This window comes from Microbacterium sp. HSID17254 (genome assembly GCF_003989315.1).
GTDB lineage: Bacteria > Actinomycetota > Actinomycetes > Actinomycetales > Microbacteriaceae > Microbacterium.
Window position 1 is genome coordinate 33506 of record NZ_RBLT01000025.1, and the last position, 20157, is coordinate 53662.

Below are 20157 nucleotides of genomic sequence, written 5' to 3' on the forward strand. Positions count from 1 at the left end.
TGCCTCACAGAGTCCGGAGGTTCGTCACCAGATGGTCACACGGGACGACTCCGGCAGCCAGAGGGCATCCTTCTCGGTGACGCCGAAGGCGTCGTAGAACGCATCGATGTTGCGGACGATCTGGTTGCACCGGAACTCGTTGGGCGAGTGCGGGTCGATCGTCAGCAGGCGCAGCGTCTCGGCCTCGCGGCTCTTCTGCTGCCACACCTGCGCCCAGGACAGGAGCAGCCGCTGCACACCGGTGTAGCCGTCGATGACCGGCCCTTCGACGGGCTCCGGCACCGACGGATCGGCCCGCAGCGACAGCTCGTACGCCTTCAGCGCGATCCCGAGGCCGCCGAGATCGCCGATGTTCTCACCGATGGTGAGGGCGCCGTTCACGTGATGCTCGGCGTCCAGTCCCTCCGGCACGAGGGCGTCGTACTGCGCGATGAGCGCCTTCGTGCGCTCCTCGAAGGCCGCGCGATCCGCGTCGGTCCACCAGTCCTGCAGGCGCCCCTCGCCGTCGTATCGGCTGCCCTGATCGTCGAAACCGTGGCCGATCTCATGCCCGATGACCGCGCCGATCCCGCCGTAGTTCGCGGCCGCGTCCCGTCCGGCGTCGAAGAACGGGTACTGGAGGATGGCCGCGGGGAAGACGATCTCGTTCATCGAGGGGTTGTAGTACGCGTTCACCATCTGCGGCGGCATGTGCCACTCGGTGCGGTCGATCGGCTTCCCGACCTTGTCGATGTTGCGGTCGTGCTCGAAGATCGCCGCGCGGCGCACGTTGCCGAGGAGATCGGTCCGGTCGATCACGAGGGCCGAGTAGTCACGCCACACCTCGGGGTGCCCGATCTTCGGGGTGAACGCGTCCAGCTTCGCCAGCGCCCGCTGCCGGGTCTCCGCGGTCATCCACTCCAGGGTCTCGATGCTCTGCCGATAGGCCTCGACGAGGTTCGCGACGAGCTCGTCCATGGCCGCCTTCGCCGTCGGCGGGTAGTGCCGCTCGACGTAGACCTTGCCGATCGCCTCGCCCAGGGCCCCTTCGGTGACGGAGACGCCGCGCTTCCAACGTTCGCGGATCGTGGGGACGCCGGTGAGCTGGGTGCCGTAGAACGAGAAGTTCTCCTGCACGAGCTCGTCGGTGAGGTAGGGCGCAGCCGCATGCACGACCTTCGCACGCAGCCAGGCCTTCCAGTCGTCCAGCCGCTCGGGAGTGAGCAGAGCGCCCAGCCCCTCGAAGAAGCTCGGCTGCGCGACGACGACCTCGTCGAACGCCTGCGGGTTCGTCGGCGTCACGGCTTCGCGCCACGGACTGAGGTCGACGCCGGCGAGCTCCTGCAGCTCGTCCCACGTCTTGAGGTTGTAGGTCGCCACCGCGTCACGGCTGCGCACGTTGTCCCAGTGGTGTCCGGCGAGCTCGGTCTCCAGCGCGATGGAGCGCTCGGCCTGCGCCGCGGCATCGGTCACGCCGGCGAGCGAGAGCAGGCGCTCCAGGTGCTCCCGGTACGCCGCGCGGGTCTCCGCGAAGGTGTCGAGACGGAAGTAGCTCTCGTCCGGCAGCGAGAGCCCGGCCTGCACGAGCACCGGGAGGTAGCGCTCCGGGTTCCCGGGGTCGCCGTCGACGTAGAGGCCGATCACCGCCGCCCGGCCCTCCCGGTCGTAGGTGCCCACGGTGCGCAGGAAGGCCGGGATGCCGTCGATCGCGTCGATCTCGGCGAACGTCTCGGCCAGCGGGGTCACGCCGGCGGCGGCGATGCGGTCGGTGTCCATGAAGCTCGCGAAGAGGTCGCCGATCTTGCGGGCGAGGGTGCCCTCCTCCGCCTCCTGCGACTCCTCGACGATCGCACGGACGTCCTTCTCGGCCTGCTCGGCCAGCAGATGGAAGGAGCCCCAGCGCGCCTTGTCCCCGGGGATCTCGGTGCGAGCGATCCAGGCGCCGTTCACGTGGCGATACAGGTCGTCCTGCGGGCGGATGTCGGGGCTGAGGTCGTCGAGCGCGAGGCCCGCGGGAAGCACGTCGGTCATGCGCTCCAGCCTATGGCCGGGGTCCCCCACGGTGTCCAGAAGACCTCAGTCCCGGCGTCGGCGCCCGAAGCGTCGGCGCCGCGGCGACGTCTCGGGCAGCGGTGTCCGCGCGGCCCGGCGTTCCGCCCACGCGACGACCTCGGCGTCGACGTCGCGCAGCGGGGTCACGACGGGAGGTCCGCCCTGGAGCTGGCGTCGGGCCTCGCGCACACGCCGGTTGAAGTCCTCGAGCACCTCGCGCACGTCGGACTCGCGACCGAGGAGGTCGAGCTGCCCGTCGAGCTCGCGGTCCTCCGTGCGCAGGAGGATGGCGGGAGGGCCGAGCCCGGTCAGGCCCTCGGTCTCGATCTTCCGGCGGATCCACCAGTCCGGGTCGTGGTGGTCGCCGAGACCTTCGAGCGGTTTCCCGGCTCCCGGCAGATCGTCGAAGTCGCCGCGACGGATGGCGACCTGGATGGCGGATTCAACGAAGGCGGCGCGGTCCACCGCGGCCGCGGCACCGGGCGGCGCGGCGGTGTCCGCCTCGTCCGGGACAGCATCGCCCTGCTGCTGCCGCGCTCGATAGCGCGCGGCCGCCTCCCGGGGATCCGTCATGGTGCGCCTCCGTCCGCTGGGAGCTCCTCCTTCACCCTACGTCCGGTCGAGGCCGGCGGTCTCGGGCGTCGACGACAGGTCATAGGCTCGGAGGATGGCCGCCCGCACCTCCCTGAACCGCGAGATCCTGCGCCTGGCGGTCCCCGCCCTCGGCGCGCTCATCGCGGAGCCGGCCTTCCTCATCGTCGACGCCGCCCTCGTCGGCCATCTCGGCACCGTCCCCCTCGCCGGGCTCGGCATCGCCGGAGCCGTGCTGCAGACGATCGTCGGCCTCATGGTGTTCCTCGCGTACTCCACGACCCCCGCGGTCGCGCGACGATTCGGGGCCGGGCGTCCGGGAGAGGCGGTCTCGGTCGGGATCAACGGCATGTGGCTCGCGCTCGGCCTTGGTGCCGTGCTCGCCGTCGTCGGCGCCGTCTCCTCGCCCTGGCTCGTCTCCCTGTTCGGCGCGAGCGCGGAGGTCGCGGCACAGGCGAACGAGTACCTCGTGATCTCGATGTGGGGGCTCCCGGCGATGCTCATCGTGTTCGCCGCCACCGGGCTGCTGCGCGGGATGCAGGACACCATGACCCCGCTGTGGATCGCGGGGCTCGGCTTCGCGGCGAACGCCCTGCTGAACTGGCTCTTCATCTACGGACTCGGCTGGGGCATCGCCGGCTCCGCGGCAGGTACGGTGACGGCGCAATGGGGCATGGTCGCGGCGTACGCGCTCGTGGTCCGGCGGCTGGCGGCCCGGCACAGCGCCTCGTTGCGCGCCCAGCGGGAGGGCCTGCGCCACACCGCGACGTCGGGCGGCTGGCTGTTCCTCCGCACCGTGAGCCTGCGCGTCGCCCTGCTCGCCACCGTGGCCGTGGCGACCGGGATCGGCACCGAGGAGCTCGCCGGGTGGCAGATCGTGTTCACCATCTTCTCGGCGGCGGCCTTCGCCCTCGACGCGCTCGCGATCGCCGCGCAGGCGCTGATCGGCAAGGAGCTGGGTGCCGGTGACGAGGAGCAGGTGCGGCGAGTGCTGGCGCGGACGGTCGCGTGGGGAGCGTGGTTCGGCGTCGTGGTCGGCGCCGTCATCGCCGCCCTCTCCGGGGTGCTCGGCATCGTCTTCACCGGCGATCAGGGCGTGGCAGAGGTGGTGCAGCCGGCCCTGATCGTGCTCGCGGTGGCGCAGCCGGTCGCGGGCGTGGTGTTCGTGCTGGACGGAGTGCTCATGGGAGCGAACGACGCCCGGTACCTGGCGATCGCGGGCGGTCTGAACCTCGTGCCGTTCCTGCCCACCCTGGCGATCATCGCCGCGACGGGGGTCGACGGCACCGCCGGCCTCGTGTGGCTCGCCGTCGCGTTCTTCGGGGTGTACCTGCTCGCACGGCTGGCGACGCTGGGGTGGCGAGTGCGCTCCGGGCGATGGCTCGCCGCGTCGGCGTAGCTCCTCCACAGTCGACCCGAAGAACGACTTATCCCCCGCCGCCGGGCACAGCGGAATACAGCGCCCCGCCACTCTGTCGCTCCGGTCCAGCATGGAGCGACACTGAAGGGATGCTGGGGATGAACGACGCGCAGGTATGGACGACGATCGGGGTTCTCGCCTCGGGCATGTACGCCACGATCACGCTCATGGCGACGATGTTCGTGAGGATCATCAAGACGGAGATCGGCACGGTCCGCACGGAGATCGGCGGGATCCACACCGAGATCGGTGGGATCAAGGGCGAGATCGGTGGGATCAAGGGCGAGATCGGCGGGATCAAGGGCGAGATCGTCGGGATCAAGGGCGAGATCGTCGGCGTGAAAGCCGAGATCGGGGATCTCCGGAAGGAGGTGCACGGTCTGAGCCGGCGCATGGACGGCCTCGACCGCGACGTCAGCGCGATCTCGCGGCACCTCTTCGGCATCGATCCGGCCTGACGGAGCAGGTACGACCGCTCCTCGTGCTCACTCCGCGTGGCGACGACACCACTCGTACATGATGACGGCGGCGGCGGCACTCGCGTTGATCGAGCGGGTCGAGCCGTACTGCGTGATCTCGATGTGACCGGAGGCGGCAGCCAGTGCCTCCGGCGACAGCCCTGGCCCCTCCTGACCGAAGAGGAGCACGCACGAGCGCGGCAGGTCGGCGCGGTCCACCGGCACGGCCCCGTCGACGTTGTCGATCGCGATGACGGGCAGCCCCTCGGCGGCCGCCCAGGCGGCGAAGGTCGCGATGTCCTCGTGGTGCACGACGTGCTGGTAGCGGTCGGTCACCATGGCGCCACGCTTGTTCCAGCGACGGCGGCCGATGATGTGCACCGTATCGGCGAGGAACGCGTTGGCGCTGCGCACGATGGAACCGATGTTCATGTCGTGCTGCCAGTTCTCGATCGCGACGTGGAACGGATGACGCCGCGTATCGAGATCAGCGACGATCGCCTCCATGCGCCAATAGCGATAGCGGTCGATGACGTTTCGCGTGTCGCCGTGCGCGAGGAGCTCGGGATCGTACTGCTCTCCCTCGGGCCAGGCCGACGGCCCTCCGGGCCAGGGGCCGACGCCGTATCCGGGCTGCGCCGAGGACCCCCCGGGGGTGGTCGGTTCCGTGCTCTCGGGGCGCTGCGCTTCCATCCCGCCAGGCTATCGCCGCCTCCGCTTGGTCGCCGTGGGGCGGAGGAGCCGGCGCCCCGTCGTCGAAGGGGGCCCGGCCATCGCGACACGATATTTAGGTGCGCCGAAAAATACGCTACGGTTTCGGTGTGCCTAAAAATTCCGCCGCCTCCGTGATCCCTGCTCGCACCGCTTCGCCGCGCCTGCTGTGGCTGCTGGGACCGGCGCTGGTGGCGGGCGTGGCCTATCTCGACCCGGGCAACGTCGCCAGCAACATGACGGCGGGGGCGCAGTACGGCTATCTGCTCGTGTGGGTGGTCGTCGCCGGCAACGTGATGGCCTGGCTGATCCAGTACCTGTCCGCGAAGCTCGGCGTCGTCACCGGCCAGAGCCTCCCGGAGGTGCTGGGCCAGCGGCTGCGCCGCCCCTGGGCCCGCCGCGCCTACTGGCTCCAGGCGGAGCTGGTCGCGATGGCGACGGACCTCGCCGAGGTCATCGGCGGCGCCGTCGCCCTGAACCTTCTCTTCGGCGTGCCGCTGCTGTGGGGCGGCCTCATCACCGGGGCCGTGTCCATGGTCCTGCTCGCGGTGCAGAACCGTCGCGGCGCCCGACCGTTCGAGTTCGTGATCATCGGCCTCATGTTCGTGATCACGATCGGCTTCATGGCCGGCCTGTTCCTCGCGCCACCCGACCCGGCCGGCGTCGTGAGCGGCCTCGTGCCGCGCTTCGAGGACACGGGGTCCGTGCTCCTCGCCGCCTCGATCCTCGGCGCGACGATCATGCCGCACGCGATCTACGCGCACTCCTCTCTGGCCCGCGACCGGTTCGGTGCGACGAGTGCCGAGACGACCGAGGAGGCGGCCCGGATCGAGACCTCGCGGATCCGCCGCCTGCTCACGGCGACGCGCTGGGATGTGACGATCGCGATGGTCATCGCGGGCTCGGTGAACCTCGGAATCCTCCTGCTCGCGGCGGCGAACCTCGCGGGCGTCGCGGGCACCGACTCGCTGGAGGGGGCGCACGCCGCCCTCGCCGCAGGCCTCGGCCCGGTCGTGGCGACCTTCTTCGCCGTGGGACTGCTCGCCTCGGGTCTCGCCTCGACCTCCGTCGGCGCGTACGCGGGCGCCGAGATCATGCACGGCCTCCTGCACGTGCGCATCCCCCTGCTGGCCCGCCGACTGGTGACGCTCATCCCCGCGCTGGTGATCCTCGGCATCGGGGTGGACCCCACGCTCGCCCTCGTCCTCAGCCAGGTCGTGCTGTCGTTCGGCATCCCGTTCGCGCTGATCCCGCTCGTCGCCCTCACCGCGCAGCGCCGCACGCTCGGCGCCTGGGTCAACCGGCCGTGGACGACGGTCGCCGGGGTCGTGGCCTCCGTGCTCCTCATCGCCCTGAACGGCGCCCTGCTCTGGCTGGTGCTGACGGGGGCATGACGCCGGATAGGCTCGACATCATGTCTGCAGACTCCTCCCGTCGCACCGTCCGCCTCCTCACCTGGAGCGGCTTCGCGACCGGCGTCATCGGCGGTCTGCTCATCGCGTTCCCGAAGGTCATCGGCCCCGCCAGCCCGTGGGTCCAGCTCGCCCTCGGCGTCGCGACCCTGATCTTCGCCTTCCGTGCCCGCAAGGTGGGCATCGCCGAGGTGGAGGGCTTCGACGGGCGCCTCTCGCTCGCCGCCGCCCTCCTGGGATTCCTCGTGCTCTTCTTCGCGGGGCAGGCGACCGTGATCCTGCTCGGCTCCGCGGGCGCCTGACTCAGGCCGCGAGGCCGGCCGACCCGGACACGTAGAGTGGTGGGGTGGCATCCCCGGCAGCTGACGACTACCTGAAGACCGTCTACGCGCACACCGAGTGGCAGGATGCGCCGATCACCCCCTCGGTCCTGGCGACCAAGCTCGGCATCGCCCCGTCGTCGGTCACGGAGATGGTGAAGAAGCTCGCCGCGGCGGGACTCGTGTCGCACGTGCCCTACGGAGCGGTCCGGCTGACGGACGCGGGGACCACCCGGGCCCTCGCGATGGTCCGCCGCCACCGCCTCATCGAGACCTGGCTCGTGCAGGAGTTCGGGTACGGATGGGATGAGGTGCACGACGAGGCCGAGGTCTTGGAGCACACCATCAGCGACCGGCTGCTCGAGGGCATCGACGAGCGCCTGGGGCGGCCGCGCTTCGACCCTCACGGAGACGCCATCCCGGACGCGGAGGGCCGCATCGAACGGGAGCCCTTCGTCCTGCTCGCCGACGCCCCGGACGGACACACCGGCCGCGTGCTGCGCGTCGACGACCGCGACCCGGAGCTCCTGCGGACCCTCGACTCCCACGGGGTCGTCGTCGGGACGACCGTGACGGTGACCCCGTCCGGCATCGCCCTCGACGGCACCGAGCCGCCGCTGCCCCCCGCCGCCCGCGACGTGGTGTGGTTGTCGGCCTGACCCCGGCTTCGAATCGCGCACTTTGCGGCAGATCGGCCGGGGATGGGGCCAATCAGGCGATTCGAAAGGAAAGGTGGGGCCTCTAGGCTGAGCACATGGCACACCGTGACGACATCGAATGCTGGCTCACCGACATGGACGGCGTGCTCGTCCATGAGAACGACGCCATCCCCGGGGCCTCCGAACTCCTCGCCGGATGGGAGCGCAACGAGATCCCGTACCTCGTGCTCACGAACAACTCCATCTTCACCGCCCGCGACCTCTCGGCCCGCCTCCGTGCGAGCGGCCTGATCGTGCCGGAGGAGCGCATCTGGACCTCGGCGCTCGCGACCGCCGACTTCCTCGCGCAGCAGCTCCCGGGCGGCTCCGCCTTCGTCATCGGCGAGGCCGGCATCCTCACCGCGCTGCACGAGGCCGGCTTCATCATGACCGAGACGAACCCCGACTTCGTCGTCGTCGGCGAGACCCGCAACTACTCGTTCGAGGCCATCACGAAGGCCATCCGCCACATCATCAACGGCTCGCGCTTCATCGTGACCAACCCGGACGCCACCGGCCCGAGCGCCGACGGGGTGCTGCCGGCCACGGGAGCGATCGCCGCCCTCATCACCAAGGCCACCGGCAAGGAGCCCTACGTCGTCGGCAAGCCCAATCCGATGATGTTCCGTTCGGCCCTGAACAAGATCGGCGCGCACTCGAAGAAGACCGGCATGATCGGCGACCGGATGGACACGGACATCGTCGCCGGCATCGAGGCGGGTCTGCACACGGTGCTCGTGCTCACCGGCATCAGCGACCAGCGGATCATCGAGCAGTACCCCTTCCGCCCGGACGAGATCGTCGACTCGGTCGCCGACCTGCTGCCGACCATCACCGACTCGATCCCCACCCTCGACGAGGACTGACGTGGGCGCCCTCGACGACGGCGAGCGGGTCACGGCGGCGGACGCCGCGGCCTGGCGCGCCTGGCTCGAGGCGAACCACGAACGCACGGCCGGGGTGTGGCTGCTGAGCGTGCGCGGGCGATCCGCCACCGGCGTCGGCTACGAGGACGCCGTCCGGCAGGCGCTGTGCTTCGGGTGGATCGACGGCCCGGTGCGCACGTTCGACGACGAGACCGGTGGCCAGTGGTTCTCCCCTCGACGCCCGGGGAGCGGCTGGGCGGCGACGAACAAGGCCCGCATCGCGGAGCTGGAGGCCGCGGGGCTCCTCGCCCCCGCCGGCATCCGAGCGCTGGAGACGGCGAAGGCGAACGGTTCGTGGACCGTGCTCGACGGCCCCGAGGCCGGCATCGAGCCGCCCGAGCTCACGGCCGCCCTCGACGCGGTGCCCGCGGCGAGGGGGAACTGGGATGCGTTCCCGAAGTCGGTGAAGAAGTTCGGCCTCACGCACATCGCGATGGCAAAGCGGCCGGAGACCAGGGCCGCGCGCATCGCGAAGATCGTGGCGGATGCCGCGGAGGGGAAGCGTCCATGAACCAGAGCGACCTGCTGTTCCTCGTCCTGTTCCTCATCATGCTCACGTCGCTGGTCGTGTTCGTGGTGCAGTTCGTGCGCTCCCGCCGCCGCGGCGGCGAGGACGACGGCCGTGCCGGCTGGTGGGAAGGCCCCTGGGACGACGACGACCGCCGGCGCTGAGCCGACGGCCGCCGGGAGGTCTCAGGAGGCGAGCGACGCCCCGGGGATCGCGGCGAGCAGCTCCCGGGTGTACGGATGCTGCGGCGTGTCGAAGATGCTCTCCGGGGTGCCGCTCTCGACCACGACGCCGCGCTGCATCACGTGCACCTCGTCGGAGATCATGCGCACGACGGCCAGGTCGTGGCTGATGAAGAGGTAGCTGAGCCCGAGGCGCTTCTGCAGGTCGGCGAGGAGATCGAGGATCTGCGCCTGCACCAGCACGTCGAGCGCGGAGACCGCCTCGTCCAGCACGACGAGCTCGGGCTCCAGGGCCAGGGCGCGGGCGATCGCGACGCGCTGCCGCTGTCCGCCGGAGAGCTCGTGCGGCAGCCGCTCGGCCATGGCCGCGGGCAGGGCGACCTGCTCCAGGAGCTCCAGGACGCGGGCGTGCCGGGAAGCGGCGGTGCCGATCCGGTGTACGCGCAGCGGCTCGGCGATCGACTGCTCGACCGTGTAGCGCGGGTCGAGCGAGGCGTAGGGGTTCTGGAACACGGGCTGCACGCGACGGCGCAGCGCGAACAGCTCCGTGCGGCGGAGGGTCGTGAGGTCGGTGCCGTCGAAGAGGATGGACCCCGAGGTCGCGTCCTCGAGACCGAGCACCATGTTCGCCGTCGTGGACTTGCCCGAGCCCGACTCGCCCACGATGGACACGGTCGTGCCGCGACGGATCGAGAAGCTCACGCCGTCGACCGCCGTGAAGGTCTGCGGCTCCCCGGCCTTCGCGTTCCGGAGCGGGAACTCCTTGCGCAGGTCCCGGATCTCGACGAAGGGCACGGCGTCGGCGGCGACCTCGCGCGCAGGCAGGGCGTCGCGGCGGGACGCGAGGCTCGGTGCGGCGGCGAGCAGCTGCCGGGTGTACTCGTGCTGCGGGTTCCCGAGCACCTCCGCCGATGTCCCCTCCTCGACGACGTGGCCACGGAACATCACGACGATCCGGTCGGCGCGCTCGGCGGCGAGGGCGAGGTCGTGGGTGATGAGGAACACCGCGGTGCCCAGCTCGTCGGTCAGCTGGTCGAGCTGGTCGAGGATCCGCCGCTGCACCGTGACGTCGAGCGCCGACGTGGGCTCGTCGGCGATGAGCAGCCGCGGCTTGCAGGCGAGCCCCATCGCGATGAGCACCCGCTGCCGCATGCCCCCGGAGAACTCGTGCGGGTACTGGGTCGCGCGGCGGGCGGCGTCGGGGATCCCGACCATCTCCAGCAGCTCGACCACACGGGCCTTCGTCGCGTCGCCGCTCGTGTACCCGTGGACCTCGAGCGCCTCCCCGATCTGCTCACCCACGCGCAGGAGGGGGTTGAGGTTCGACATCGGATCCTGCGGCACGAGGCCGATGCCGGCCCCGCGGAGCGACACCATCGCGTTCTCGGGGAGGTCGGTGAGCTCGCGGCCGTCGAAGCGGATGCTGCCCGCCGTGATGACGCCGTTCTCCGGCAGCAGGCGGTTGACCGCGGCCGCCGTGGTGGACTTCCCGGAGCCGGACTCGCCGACCACGGCGACCGTCTCCCCGGCGGCGATGTCGATCGAGATGTCGCTGATGGCGGTGACCAGCTCGGAGCCGGTCCGGAAGGCGACCGCGAGGCCGTCGATGCTCAGCACGGGCGGAGTGGTGCTCATGGGGTACTCGTTCCTTCGGGGTCCAGGAGTGCGGGCAGCGCTGCGCGCCACAGGGTCTCGGTGGGGGCGATCTCGTCGGCGAACAGCCGGTTCGCGAGGAGGACGACGGCGGTTCCGGTGGCGGGGACCACGCCCAGCGCGCATCCGGTGTAGCCGGGATGCCAGAGCACCCGGGTCGAGCGCCCGTCCGCCGTCACGGTGTCGCTGCGCCAGCCGAGGGCCTGCCCGGGGTCGGGGCCGTCGCGGAACAGCTCGGTCACGAGCGCCGGGTCCCACAGCTCGGGGTGCGTCTCGGGGGCGGCGAGCGCGACGCCGAGGGTCAGCAGCTCGTCGACCGTGCCGAACAGGCCGGCGTGCCCGGAGACGCCGTGCAGGGCGTGGAAGCAGTTGCCGTCGTTGGCGACCCCGGTGATCTCCCCCTCACGCCAGGGGAAGTGCCGGCGAGAGGTGAGGATCGGGTAGGGCGTGCCGGTGGCGACCATGCGTCGCTCGGCGGCATCCCCGTCGCCCGCGGATGACGCGACCGGACCGGAGACGGGCCCGTAGCCCGTGCGCGTGAGACCGAGGGGCCCGGTCACGAGCTCGCGCACGGCGGCGTCGAGGGGGAGGCCGGTCGCGGCGGCGATGATCCGTCCGAGGATCAGGAAGCCCAGGTCGGAATAGTGCCGTCCTTCGTCCACGCCGTAGCGGAGCGGGAGAGTGTCGGCGGCGGCCGCGCCGTCGTTCGTACCGTCGAGGTAGAGCGGCTGCCACTCCCAGAGCCCCGCCCGGTGCAGGAGCAGGTGCCGCACGGTCGTCCCGGGGGCGCAGGCGGTTCCGGGGACGAAGCGGTCCACCGGATCGTCGAACCGGAGGTCGCCCCGGGAGACCAGCCGGAGGATCGCGGTGGTGGTGGCGGCGACCTTGGTGACCGAGGCGAGGTCGAACGCCGTGTCCGTCGTGACCGGCGTCCCCGCGAGATCGGCGAGGCCGCCGGCGGCCGTGTCCCGGCCCATGCGGGTGGCGACACCGGCGACGGCTCCGCGCGGCGCGGTCGGCCCGGCGAGGACTGCGGCGATCGCCTCGGCGGCGCTCATACGAGAGCTCCGGTCCGGGAGCGGTCGAGCAGCACCTCGGCATCGGGGGCGATCCCGGTGATCCCCAGTCCCGCCGCCGCGGCGAGGGTGAGCCACTCCGCGTCGGCGGTCAGCCCTCCGGTCACCGGCGACCGGCGCAGCCACGATGCCGCGTCGAGGTCGTGCACGACGTCCGGAGCGATGGCGGCGGCGAGGTGCGCGGCGGCGGCCACCCCGACGTGCGACTCCATCATGCAGCCGACGATGACGCCGAGTCCGGCGGAACGGGCGGCCTGCACGCACGCGAGCGCCTCGCGGAGCCCGCCGGTCTTGGCGAGCTTGACGTTCACGAGCCCGGCGGCTGCGCGCGCGGCGATGTCGCGGACATCCTGCGCGGTGCGGACCGACTCGTCCGCCATGATCGGCGTGTCGACGGCGGCGGTCACCACGGCCAGCGCATCGAGGTCGCGCGCGGCGACGGGCTGCTCGACGAGTTCGAGTCCGAGACCGGCGTCCTCCGCCGCCCGGATGACGCGGATCGCGGTCTCGGCGTCCCACGCCTGGTTCGCGTCCACGCGCAGGGTGATGTCGGCACCGACGGCGGAGCGGACGGCCAGGAGACCCGCGACCGTGTCGTATTCGCGGGACGCCTTGATCTTGAGGCAGCGGAATCCCGCCGCCGCATGCTCGACGGCGGTCGCGGCCAGTGCGGCCGGCTCCGCCACCGACAGCGTCATGTCGGTACGGATGCGCGCGGGCGCGTCTGCGTGCGGGGCGAGCGTCTGCGCGAGCGGCTCGTCCCGGTGCTGCGCGGCGAGATCGGCGACCCCGCAGGCCACCGCACTGCGAGCAGCGGCGTTGCCCCAGGCCGCCGCGGCGAGGGCGTCCGGCAGCCCGGGGTCGTCGACGGAGCGCCCGAGCACGGCGTCGGCGAAGGGACCGGCGACCACGGCCGTCACGCTCTCCGGGCTCTCCCCCGTGACACGCCAGCTCGTCGCGGCCTCCCCGTATCCGCGGCGGCCGTCGGCGTCGGTCACCTCCACGAGCACGACATCGAGGTGGTCCGTGCGACGGACGGCCGTGACGAAGGGACGCGCCAGGGGCGAAGGCACCCGCAGCACGCGCATCCGCTCGACGACGGTCACGATCCCGCCGCCTCCGTGAGGGCGAGGGAGTCGATGGCCGCCACCGGCTCTGGCATCTGCAGCGGACCGGCGCCGGGCGTGATCGTGCCGAGGATGCGCGGCTCGCGCGCCCCGGTCCCGCCGGGGACGATGGCGGGGACGCCGTGCAGGGTCGACCAGCCGATGAGCGCGAGGAGGATGGCCTCCTTGCTGTCGGCGGGGGCGCCGAGCTCGTCGGCCAGGACGACCTCGGTCTGCGGCAGCGCGGTCCGCAGCCCGTCCAGGATCAGCGGGTTGCGGCAGCCGCCGCCGGACACCGCGAGGAAGCCGATCCCGGCGGCCTCGACGTCGCGGGCGACCGTGCGGACCGTGAGCTCGGTGAGCGTGCGCACGACGTCGGCGACCGCGATCTCACGTCCCTGCGCCGCGAGGTGCTCCTGCACGTAGGCGAGGTGGAAGTGCTCCTTGCCCGTGCTCTTCGGCGGGGTGAGGGCGTAGTACGGGTCCGCGAGCATGGCGTCCAGCAGCGCCTGGTCGATCCGTCCGGTCCGGGCGATCGCCGCATCGTCGTCATAGCCGAGCGGGTTGAGGTCGTGCGCGACGATGACCGCGTCGACCAGGGCGTTCGCGGGGCCGATGTCGTAGGCGACGAGGCCGTCCGGGCGGACGACGGTCATGTTGGAGATGCCGCCGAGATTGAGCGCCGCCGAGACGCCGGCGCGGCCACGGAGCAGCAGCTCGTCGAGGAACGACACGAGCGGAGCGCCGTGGCCGCCCGCGGTGATGTCGCGGATACGGATGTCGGAGACGACGGGCACACCGACCTTCTCGGCGATCCAGGCGGGCTGCCCGATCTGGAGGGTGCCGAGGGCGTGGGCGCCGTCGACCCAGTGGTAGACGGTCTGGCCGTGCGAGCACACCGCGTCGACGCCGCCGACCTCGGCCGCGACCTCGGCCGCGACATCGGCGAACGCCTGCCCGATGAGGGTGTCGAGCTCGGCCACCTCGGCCAGGGTGGTCTGCGCCGGAGGGAGCGCGGCGATGAGGCGTGCCCGCAGCGCGGGATCGTAGGGGACGCTCGTGGACGCGAGCACCGTGCCCCGAAGGTCGACGCCGTGCGCCGTGAATCCCCCGTTGGTAGCGAAGTCGACGACGGCGGCGTCGATCCCGTCGTGCGAGGTGCCGGAGATCAGTCCCAGGACGCGCATCAGTTCTCCTCCAGTGCGGTGCGCAGACGGCCGTCGGCCGCCGCGAGTCGGTCGGTGGCCGCGGCGAGGTCCTCCCCGCGGCGGATCATGATCGTGGCGAGCTTCACATCCCACCCTGCGCTCTCCAGCGCGGCGGCCGCCGTGTCGCGATCGACGTCGGCGATCGTCCGCACCATGCGGATCGCGCGCTCGCGGAGCTTGTGGTTCGTGGCCTTCACGTCGACCATCAGGTTGCCGTAGGCCTTGCCGTTCCGGACCATCGCGATGGTCGAGAACATGTTCAGGACGAGCTTCTGCGCCGTGCCGGACTTGAGGCGCGTGGAGCCGGCGAGCACCTCGGGGCCGACCTCGACCTCGATGCCGTGCTCGGCGACCGCGCTCAGCGCGGTGCCGGTGTTGCAGGACAGGCCCACGCTGAGCGCCCCGCGCTCCCGCGCCCGTCGGACGGCGGCGACCACGTACGGCGTGCGGCCGCTGGAGGCGATGCCGATCACGGTGTCGAGCGGGCCGATGTCCGCGGCGTCGATGGCCGCGGCACCCGCCTCCGCGTCGTCCTCCGCGCCTTCGACGGGGTTCACGATCGCGCCGGGACCGCCGGCCATGATCGCGAACACCAGCTCCGGCGGGGTGCTGAACGTGGGCGGGCACTCGGAGGCGTCGAGCACGCCGATGCGTCCGGGGGTGCCTGCGCCGACGTAGACCAGGCGTCCGCCCTGCGCCATGCGCGCGGCCGTCTGCTCGATCGCCGGGACGATCTGCGGGAGGGCGCGCTGCACGGCCGCGGGCACGGTGGCGTCGGCCTCGTTCATGGTCTGCGCGAGCTCGGCCACGCTCATCTGATCGAGGCGGGCGTACCGGGGGTCGCTCGCCTCGGTGGCGAGGGCGCCGAGGTCTTCCGCGATCATCGCTTGCCCCGGTTCCGCGGGTCGAGGCTGTCGCGCAGCCCGTCGCCCAGCAGGTTCAGGCCGACGACGAGGAGCACGACGACCACGCCGGGGGCGATCATCGTCCACGGGGCGATGGTCACGAGGGTCCGCGCCTCGAAGATCATGGAGCCGAGCGAGGGCGCGGGCGGCGGAGTCCCGAGTCCGAGGAAGCTCAGCGACGCCTCCGTGAGCACCGCCCACGAGAGGGAGAGCGTGACCTGCACGATGATGATCGAGGTGATGTTCGGCAGGACGTGGCGGAACATGGTCGCCATGCGGCTCTGCCCCGTGCTCTTGGCCGCCTTGACGTACTCCACCTCGCGCAGCGACAGCACGGGGCCGCGGGTCACGCGGATGAAGATCGGCACGTAGACGATCGCGATGGCCACGGCGATCGTGAACCAGTTGCGGTCGAACACCGAGGCGAGCGACAGGGCGAGCAGCAGCGGCGGGAACGCGAACAGCACGTTGGTGACCGCCGTGATCGCCCCGTCGGAGAAGCCGCGGTAGAAACCGGCGATGAGTCCGCAGACCGTGCCGACCACGGTCGCGAACGCCACGGCGACCACGGAGATGAGCGCCGAGTTGGCGACACCGGCTGCCACCCGCGAGAACACGTCGCGGCCGAACTGGTCGGTGCCGAACCAGTGCACCGCGGACGGCGGCTGCAGCCGGGACGGCGGGTCCTGCGCGAGCGGGTCGAACGGCAGCAGGCCGAACGCCGAGACGAGGCTCAGCACCGCGAGCAGGACGACGATGATGAGGCCGGCGAGACCGCTGCGGCTGCGCAGCAGGAGACGCACGCGCTCCATGGTGCGCCCGCCGCCGGGAGCGAGGGCCGGGGTCTGAGAGATGTCGGTCATGCGGCACGCACCCGGGGATCGATGACCCGGTAGAGCAGGTCGGTGAGCAGGTTGACGATGACGAAGGCGAGCGCGATCACCAGGACGGTGCTCTGCACGAGCGCGTACTCCTTCTGCTGGATGCCGAGCAGCACCTGGCGGCCGATGCCGGGGAGCGAGAAGATCTGCTCCACCACGACCGCACCGCCCAGCAGGTAGCCGAACTGCAGACCGGTCATGGTGACGATGGGGACCAGCGCGTTGCCCAGCACATGGCGCACCTGAAGGCGGCGGGGCGGCACGCCCTTGGCCTTCGCGGTGCGGATGAAGTCGTTGGCACGGATCTCCAGGACCGCGGTGCGCGTGGTGCGCATGATCGGCGCGGCGATGCCGAAGCCGAGCACGATCGACGGCAGGAGCATCTGCTGGAGGTTCAGAGCGGGGTCGTCGAAGAGCCGCGCGTAGCCCTGGCCGTTCGGGTTGAAGCCGAGGGACTGCGCGAGGATCGCCAGCAGCGCCGTGCCGAGCAGGAACGCGGGGATCGAGAGGCCGGCGAGGCCGACGACCTGACCGACGCCGTCACGGAACGAGTCGGGCTTCGAGGCGGACAGCATGCCGAGCGGGATGCCGATGGCGAGCGCGATGACGATCGAGAAGATCGCGAGCTCGAAGGTGACCGGCAGCGCGGCGGCGGTGAGCTCGAGCACGCTGGTCTGCGCCCGAGAGGAGAAGCCGAGGTTGCCGGTGAAGATGTTGCCGAGCCAGGAGAAGAACTGCACGACGAGCGGCTGGTCGAGACCGTAGTACGCCTCGAGCGCGGCACGCTGCGCCGGAGTGAGCGCGGCCGCCTCGGTGCCGAGGCCGGAGCTGATCTGGTCGCCGGGGATGGCGCGCAGCATCAGGAAGACGAAGACGGCGACGCCGAAGAGGGTGCCGAGGGCTGCGAGGATGCGTCGCAGCACGCTGTTGCGGAGGAGCTGTCTGAACATGCGCGTGGGAGAGGTGCCTGTCGTCGGGGAGCCGAGGGGGCGCGGACGTCCGCGCCCCCTCGTTCCGCTACTGGATGGAGGTGGTCCGCAGGTACTGCAGCGAGCCGTTCGCCATCGGGGTGAAGCCGTCGACGGTCGAGGCCGTCGCGGTGTAGGTGTAGCTGGTGAACAGCCAGATCCAGGCGGCGTTGTCCTCGAGGTTCTCGGAGACCTGCGCGTAGATGTCCTTGCGCTTCTCCGGGTCGGCCGTCTCGCGTCCCTCGGCGAAGAGCGCGTCGAGCTCGGGCGAGGAGTACCCCGCGACCTGGTTCAGGTTGCCGGTGCTGGTGAAGTAACGGCCGTACATGCCGTCCGGGTCCGGGCGTCCGCCGTTGAGGGCGACCGCGGCGTCGAAGTCGGCCGCGATCCAGCGGTCCACGAACGCGCCGGACTCGAGCACCTCGAGGTCGAGCGTGATGTTCGCGTCGGCGAGCTGCGCCTTGAGGTTCTGCGCCTCGTTGACGGAGGTGGCGTACTCGCCCTGGGACACGATCGTCTTGACGGTGACGCCGTCCTCCTTGCCGGCCTTCTTCAGGTACTCGGCCGCCTTGTCGAGGTCACGCTCGGGGCACGGGCGCGCGTCGGGGTCGGACTTGAACGCGGGAGAGGTGATCGGACCGGTGACCTCGCCCTCGCCGAGCGCGGCGGTGTCGAGCACCTCCTGACGGTCGATCGCGCACTGCATCGCGAGCCGCACGTTCACGTCGGCGAGGTCGCCGCGCTGCGCGTTCAGCTGCAGGGCGTGGTAGCTGAGCTGCGGGGTGGTGGCGACCTCGACGTTCGCGCCCTCGGCCGTCTGCGCGACGAGCGGGTCGTCGAACACGGCCAGCTGCACGTTGCCGGACTGCATCGCCGAGACGATGGACGACTCGTCGGGGATCACGCGGAACTCGACGGTGTCGAGCAGCGCGGTGTCGCCCCAGTAGTCCTCGTTCTTGGCGAGGGTGAGCGACTGGCTCGCCTTCCGGTCCTCCAGCACGAACGGGCCGGTGCCGTTCGGGGTGGTGTTGAGCGCCTCCTCGGTGTCGTCCGACGAGAGCATCGCCATGTTGATGACGGCGAGGTTCGCGGGCAGCGCGGCATCGGGGGCACTGAGGGTGAGGGTGACGGTGCTCTCGTCGGTGGCCTCGACGGCGGCGACCGAGGCGAGGGAGCTCGCGGCCACGGCAGCGGTCGCCTCATCGGCGATCGCGTCCAGCGAGTACTTCACGTCGGCGGAGTCGAAGGCGCTGCCGTCCGCGAACGTGACGCCCTCGCGGAGGTGGAGGGTGACCGTGAGGCCGTCTTCGGAGACGTCCCAGGACTCGGCGAGACCGGGGACGACGTTGAGCTCCTCGTCGAACTCGGTCAGCGTGCCGTACAGGTTCTGCAGGACGTTGACCGCCTGGAACTGGGTGGCCTTCCACGGGAAGAGGGTGTCGGGATCGCTCGTGACGCCGATGACCAGGTCGCCGCCGGCGGATCCGGATCCGGTGTCGGACGGGTTCGACGCCGGTGCGGAACACCCGGTGATGACGAGCGCCGCGGCGAGGCCCGTGGCGGTGAGGGCGCCGAGAGACGCCCACCGTGCTGTGCTCATTGCTGTTTCCTCCTGGCTGGGACCGCGTCGCCCTGGCTCGGATCAGGCGGTGCTGCCTGATGCCCCGCGAACATCGTCGGTCTGGGTAAGTACCAAAAGTACACGAAAGCATCTACGCATGTAACAGAAGTTCCTCTAGTGTTATGAACACCGATCGGAGACCCCATGCCCCACGATGCCGCTCGCGACGACGCCGGCACCCATCTCGTGCTCGTGCGGATGCGCGCCCTGCGCCCAGAACTCCGTCCGAGCGAGCAGCGCATCGCCGACCTGTTCCTCGCCGACCCCGCCGGAACCGCCGGGCTCTCCGTCGCCGAGCTCGCGCACCGCTGCGACACCTCGACCACGTCCGTCGTGCGGTTCTGCAAGCGTCTCGGGTACGAGCATGTGCGCGAGCTGCGCAACCACGTGCTGCGGGAGGTCGAACGCGAGACCTTCGACACCGCCGCGCTCCCCGCCGTGTCCGGCGACATCGACCGCAACGACACCCTCGCCGACATCGTCGCGAAGGTGTCGCTCGCCGAGACGCTCTCCCTCGCCGACACCGCCAAGGTGCTCGACACCGACGCGCTCCGCGCCACGGTCGAGGCGATCACCTCCTCCACCCGGGTGGACATCTTCGGCGTGGGGGCGAGCTCCATCGTCGGGCTCGACCTCCAGCGCAAGCTCACCCGAATCGGGCGGACGGCGTTGGAGTGGTCCGACCCGCACGCCGCCTGGACCTCGGCCGCCACCCTCGGGCCGGGGAACGTCGCGATCGCCGTCTCGCACACGGGCGCCACGACCGACACCATCGAGTTCCTCCTGCTCGCCCGGCAGGCGGGCGCGACGACCATCGCCATCACCAACCATGCCGGCTCCCCGCTCGCCGGTCAGGCCGACATCGTGCTGACCACCGCCGCGCGCGAGACGGGCTTCCGCTCCGGGGCCCTGGGCAGCCGGATCGCCCAGCTCATGGTCGTCGACTGCATCTTCATCGGGGTCGCGCAGTCCAACTACGATCGCTCGATGGAGGCCCTCCGCGACACCTTCGCCGCCGTGCATCACGTGCGCGCGGGCGGTGCCTGAGATGAGCGCGAGCCGACTCCGCGTCGGGCTGTTCACGGCGTTCGGCGGCCTCGGCGTGACCGCGGCGTTCGTCCCGGCCGTCCTTCCGTCCGCAGAGCACGCGACGGATGCCGACCTGAGTGCCGCCGTGCCCGTCCTCTTCGCGGGACTGCTCGTGGGCGTGCTGCTGTCGGGCCCGCTCCTGGTGCGCCGACCTCCCCGGACGACGCTCGTGCTGGGCAGCCTCCTCCAGGCGGCCGCCATCGTCGGTGTCGCCCTCGCGACGGATCCGGGCGTCTTCATCGCGGCCGCCGCGCTCGCGGGGCTCGGGTTCGGTCTCGTCGAGGCCGCGGGCTCCGTGGCAGCCAAGGCCGCCAGCACGGGGAGCGCGACCGGGGTGCTGAGCGCCCTGATGGGCACGGTCGCCGTGTGCGCCGCCGTCACACCGCTCGTGGT

20 protein-coding genes and 1 pseudogene are annotated in these 20157 nt (G+C 71.4%); 10 read left to right on the plus strand and 11 right to left on the minus strand.

The genetic code is table 11. The features are described from left to right. Positions 1 to 24: 24 nt before the first annotated feature. The gene (locus D8M34_RS13405) at positions 25 to 2010 is read right to left on the minus strand and encodes a M13 family metallopeptidase (RefSeq protein ID WP_025104890.1); all 1986 of its coding nucleotides are present in this window, start codon (positions 2008 to 2010) and stop codon (positions 25 to 27) included. A gap of 45 nt (positions 2011 to 2055) precedes the next feature. Next, positions 2056 to 2604 (minus strand): DnaJ family domain-containing protein, encoded by a 549-nt coding sequence (locus tag D8M34_RS13410; protein ID WP_126894240.1) that lies wholly within the window; start codon positions 2602 to 2604, stop codon positions 2056 to 2058. Between the two features lie 94 nt (positions 2605 to 2698). Here D8M34_RS13410 and D8M34_RS13415 point away from each other — a divergent pair, with 94 nt between their 5' ends. Both D8M34_RS13415 and D8M34_RS13420 read left to right on the plus strand, forming a co-directional pair. Then, positions 2699 to 4021: an MATE family efflux transporter gene (locus D8M34_RS13415; protein WP_126894241.1), complete on the plus strand. Its 1323-nt coding sequence runs from the start codon at positions 2699 to 2701 to the stop codon at positions 4019 to 4021. Between the two features lie 110 nt (positions 4022 to 4131). After that, positions 4132 to 4500 carry a hypothetical protein gene (locus D8M34_RS13420; protein WP_105950556.1) on the plus strand — a complete coding sequence of 123 codons (369 nt, stop codon included), beginning with the start codon at positions 4132 to 4134 and terminating at the stop codon, positions 4498 to 4500. A gap of 27 nt (positions 4501 to 4527) precedes the next feature. On the opposite strand, the gene D8M34_RS13425 is transcribed toward D8M34_RS13420, so the two are convergent. Further along, positions 4528 to 5193 carry a TrmH family RNA methyltransferase gene (locus D8M34_RS13425; protein WP_126894242.1) on the minus strand — a complete coding sequence of 222 codons (666 nt, stop codon included), beginning with the start codon at positions 5191 to 5193 and terminating at the stop codon, positions 4528 to 4530. A gap of 128 nt (positions 5194 to 5321) precedes the next feature. Here D8M34_RS13425 and D8M34_RS13430 point away from each other — a divergent pair, with 128 nt between their 5' ends. The 6 genes from D8M34_RS13430 to D8M34_RS19290 all read left to right on the plus strand — a co-directional run bounded on the left by D8M34_RS13430 (position 5322) and on the right by D8M34_RS19290 (position 9239). Next, complete coding sequence (locus D8M34_RS13430; RefSeq protein ID WP_085605622.1) at positions 5322 to 6605, plus strand: Nramp family divalent metal transporter; 1284 nt, start codon at positions 5322 to 5324, stop codon at positions 6603 to 6605. A gap of 20 nt (positions 6606 to 6625) precedes the next feature. After that, positions 6626 to 6925 carry a hypothetical protein gene (locus D8M34_RS13435; protein ID WP_085605624.1) on the plus strand — a complete coding sequence of 100 codons (300 nt, stop codon included), beginning with the start codon at positions 6626 to 6628 and terminating at the stop codon, positions 6923 to 6925. A 44-nt stretch (positions 6926 to 6969) separates the two neighbouring features. Continuing rightward, complete coding sequence (locus D8M34_RS13440; protein ID WP_126894243.1) at positions 6970 to 7602, plus strand: metal-dependent transcriptional regulator; 633 nt, start codon at positions 6970 to 6972, stop codon at positions 7600 to 7602. A 95-nt stretch (positions 7603 to 7697) separates the two neighbouring features. Then, positions 7698 to 8507 carry an HAD-IIA family hydrolase gene (locus tag D8M34_RS13445; RefSeq protein WP_025104898.1) on the plus strand — a complete coding sequence of 270 codons (810 nt, stop codon included), beginning with the start codon at positions 7698 to 7700 and terminating at the stop codon, positions 8505 to 8507. Between the two features lies 1 nt (position 8508). Next, complete coding sequence (locus tag D8M34_RS13450) at positions 8509 to 9078, plus strand: YdeI/OmpD-associated family protein (RefSeq protein WP_126894244.1); 570 nt, start codon at positions 8509 to 8511, stop codon at positions 9076 to 9078. Then, positions 9075 to 9239, plus strand: a complete 165-nt coding sequence (locus tag D8M34_RS19290; RefSeq protein WP_164498178.1) for a hypothetical protein — start codon at positions 9075 to 9077, stop codon at positions 9237 to 9239. The genes D8M34_RS13450 and D8M34_RS19290 overlap by 4 nt, the downstream gene beginning before the upstream one ends. 21 nt (positions 9240 to 9260) lie before the next feature. On the opposite strand, the gene D8M34_RS13455 is transcribed toward D8M34_RS19290, so the two are convergent. The 8 genes from D8M34_RS13455 to D8M34_RS13490 all read right to left on the minus strand — a co-directional run bounded on the left by D8M34_RS13455 (position 9261) and on the right by D8M34_RS13490 (position 18654). Next, positions 9261 to 10892: an ABC transporter ATP-binding protein gene (locus D8M34_RS13455; protein WP_126894245.1), complete on the minus strand. Its 1632-nt coding sequence runs from the start codon at positions 10890 to 10892 to the stop codon at positions 9261 to 9263. Then, a complete protein-coding gene (locus D8M34_RS13460; protein ID WP_126894246.1) occupies positions 10889 to 11968 on the minus strand; it encodes a serine hydrolase domain-containing protein in 1080 nt (359 codons plus the stop codon). The genes D8M34_RS13455 and D8M34_RS13460 overlap by 4 nt, the downstream gene beginning before the upstream one ends. Then, the gene (locus tag D8M34_RS13465; RefSeq protein WP_126894247.1) at positions 11965 to 13092 is read right to left on the minus strand and encodes an enolase C-terminal domain-like protein; all 1128 of its coding nucleotides are present in this window, start codon (positions 13090 to 13092) and stop codon (positions 11965 to 11967) included. The genes D8M34_RS13460 and D8M34_RS13465 overlap by 4 nt, the downstream gene beginning before the upstream one ends. Continuing rightward, complete coding sequence (locus D8M34_RS13470; protein ID WP_126894248.1) at positions 13089 to 14279, minus strand: anhydro-N-acetylmuramic acid kinase; 1191 nt, start codon at positions 14277 to 14279, stop codon at positions 13089 to 13091. The genes D8M34_RS13465 and D8M34_RS13470 overlap by 4 nt, the downstream gene beginning before the upstream one ends. Further along, the gene (gene murQ / locus D8M34_RS13475; RefSeq protein ID WP_085605635.1) at positions 14279 to 15184 is read right to left on the minus strand and encodes an N-acetylmuramic acid 6-phosphate etherase; all 906 of its coding nucleotides are present in this window, start codon (positions 15182 to 15184) and stop codon (positions 14279 to 14281) included. The genes D8M34_RS13470 and murQ overlap by 1 nt, the downstream gene beginning before the upstream one ends. Further along, complete coding sequence (locus tag D8M34_RS13480) at positions 15181 to 16068, minus strand: ABC transporter permease (protein WP_085605636.1); 888 nt, start codon at positions 16066 to 16068, stop codon at positions 15181 to 15183. The genes murQ and D8M34_RS13480 overlap by 4 nt, the downstream gene beginning before the upstream one ends. Further along, positions 16065 to 17036, minus strand: a complete 972-nt coding sequence (locus D8M34_RS13485; RefSeq protein WP_025104906.1) for an ABC transporter permease — start codon at positions 17034 to 17036, stop codon at positions 16065 to 16067. The genes D8M34_RS13480 and D8M34_RS13485 overlap by 4 nt, the downstream gene beginning before the upstream one ends. Before the next feature lie 67 nt (positions 17037 to 17103). Then, entirely contained in the window at positions 17104 to 18654 is a 1551-nt protein-coding gene (locus tag D8M34_RS13490) for an ABC transporter substrate-binding protein (RefSeq protein ID WP_025104907.1), read from the minus strand. Positions 18655 to 18819: 165 nt separating this feature from the next. Here D8M34_RS13490 and D8M34_RS13495 point away from each other — a divergent pair, with 165 nt between their 5' ends. Together D8M34_RS13495 and D8M34_RS13500 are read left to right on the plus strand one after the other, a co-directional pair. Beyond that, positions 18820 to 19722, plus strand: a complete 903-nt coding sequence (locus tag D8M34_RS13495) for a MurR/RpiR family transcriptional regulator (RefSeq protein WP_085605640.1) — start codon at positions 18820 to 18822, stop codon at positions 19720 to 19722. Position 19723: 1 nt separating this feature from the next. Next, positions 19724 to 20157: pseudogene (locus D8M34_RS13500) on the plus strand (hypothetical protein); the annotation flags it as partial.

Bases quoted from the DNA above. Each gene is read 5' to 3' on its own strand.
- D8M34_RS13405 (WP_025104890.1), bottom strand. From the start codon at position 2,010: ATGACCGACGTGCTTCCCGCGGGCCTCGCGCTCGACGACCTCAGCCCC.
- D8M34_RS13410 (WP_126894240.1), bottom strand. From the start codon at position 2,604: ATGACGGATCCCCGGGAGGCGGCCGCGCGCTATCGAGCGCGGCAGCAG.
- D8M34_RS13415 (WP_126894241.1), top strand. From the start codon at position 2,699: ATGGCCGCCCGCACCTCCCTGAACCGCGAGATCCTGCGCCTGGCGGTC.
- D8M34_RS13420 (WP_105950556.1), top strand. From the start codon at position 4,132: ATGCTGGGGATGAACGACGCGCAGGTATGGACGACGATCGGGGTTCTC.
- D8M34_RS13425 (WP_126894242.1), bottom strand. From the start codon at position 5,193: ATGGAAGCGCAGCGCCCCGAGAGCACGGAACCGACCACCCCCGGGGGG.
- D8M34_RS13435 (WP_085605624.1), top strand. From the start codon at position 6,626: ATGTCTGCAGACTCCTCCCGTCGCACCGTCCGCCTCCTCACCTGGAGC.
- D8M34_RS13445 (WP_025104898.1), top strand. From the start codon at position 7,698: ATGGCACACCGTGACGACATCGAATGCTGGCTCACCGACATGGACGGC.
- D8M34_RS19290 (WP_164498178.1), top strand. From the start codon at position 9,075: ATGAACCAGAGCGACCTGCTGTTCCTCGTCCTGTTCCTCATCATGCTC.
- D8M34_RS13455 (WP_126894245.1), bottom strand. From the start codon at position 10,892: ATGAGCACCACTCCGCCCGTGCTGAGCATCGACGGCCTCGCGGTCGCC.
- D8M34_RS13460 (WP_126894246.1), bottom strand. From the start codon at position 11,968: ATGAGCGCCGCCGAGGCGATCGCCGCAGTCCTCGCCGGGCCGACCGCG.
- D8M34_RS13470 (WP_126894248.1), bottom strand. From the start codon at position 14,279: ATGCGCGTCCTGGGACTGATCTCCGGCACCTCGCACGACGGGATCGAC.
- murQ (WP_085605635.1), bottom strand. From the start codon at position 15,184: ATGATCGCGGAAGACCTCGGCGCCCTCGCCACCGAGGCGAGCGACCCC.
- D8M34_RS13480 (WP_085605636.1), bottom strand. From the start codon at position 16,068: ATGACCGACATCTCTCAGACCCCGGCCCTCGCTCCCGGCGGCGGGCGC.
- D8M34_RS13485 (WP_025104906.1), bottom strand. From the start codon at position 17,036: ATGTTCAGACAGCTCCTCCGCAACAGCGTGCTGCGACGCATCCTCGCA.
- D8M34_RS13490 (WP_025104907.1), bottom strand. From the start codon at position 18,654: ATGAGCACAGCACGGTGGGCGTCTCTCGGCGCCCTCACCGCCACGGGC.
- D8M34_RS13495 (WP_085605640.1), top strand. From the start codon at position 18,820: ATGCCCCACGATGCCGCTCGCGACGACGCCGGCACCCATCTCGTGCTC.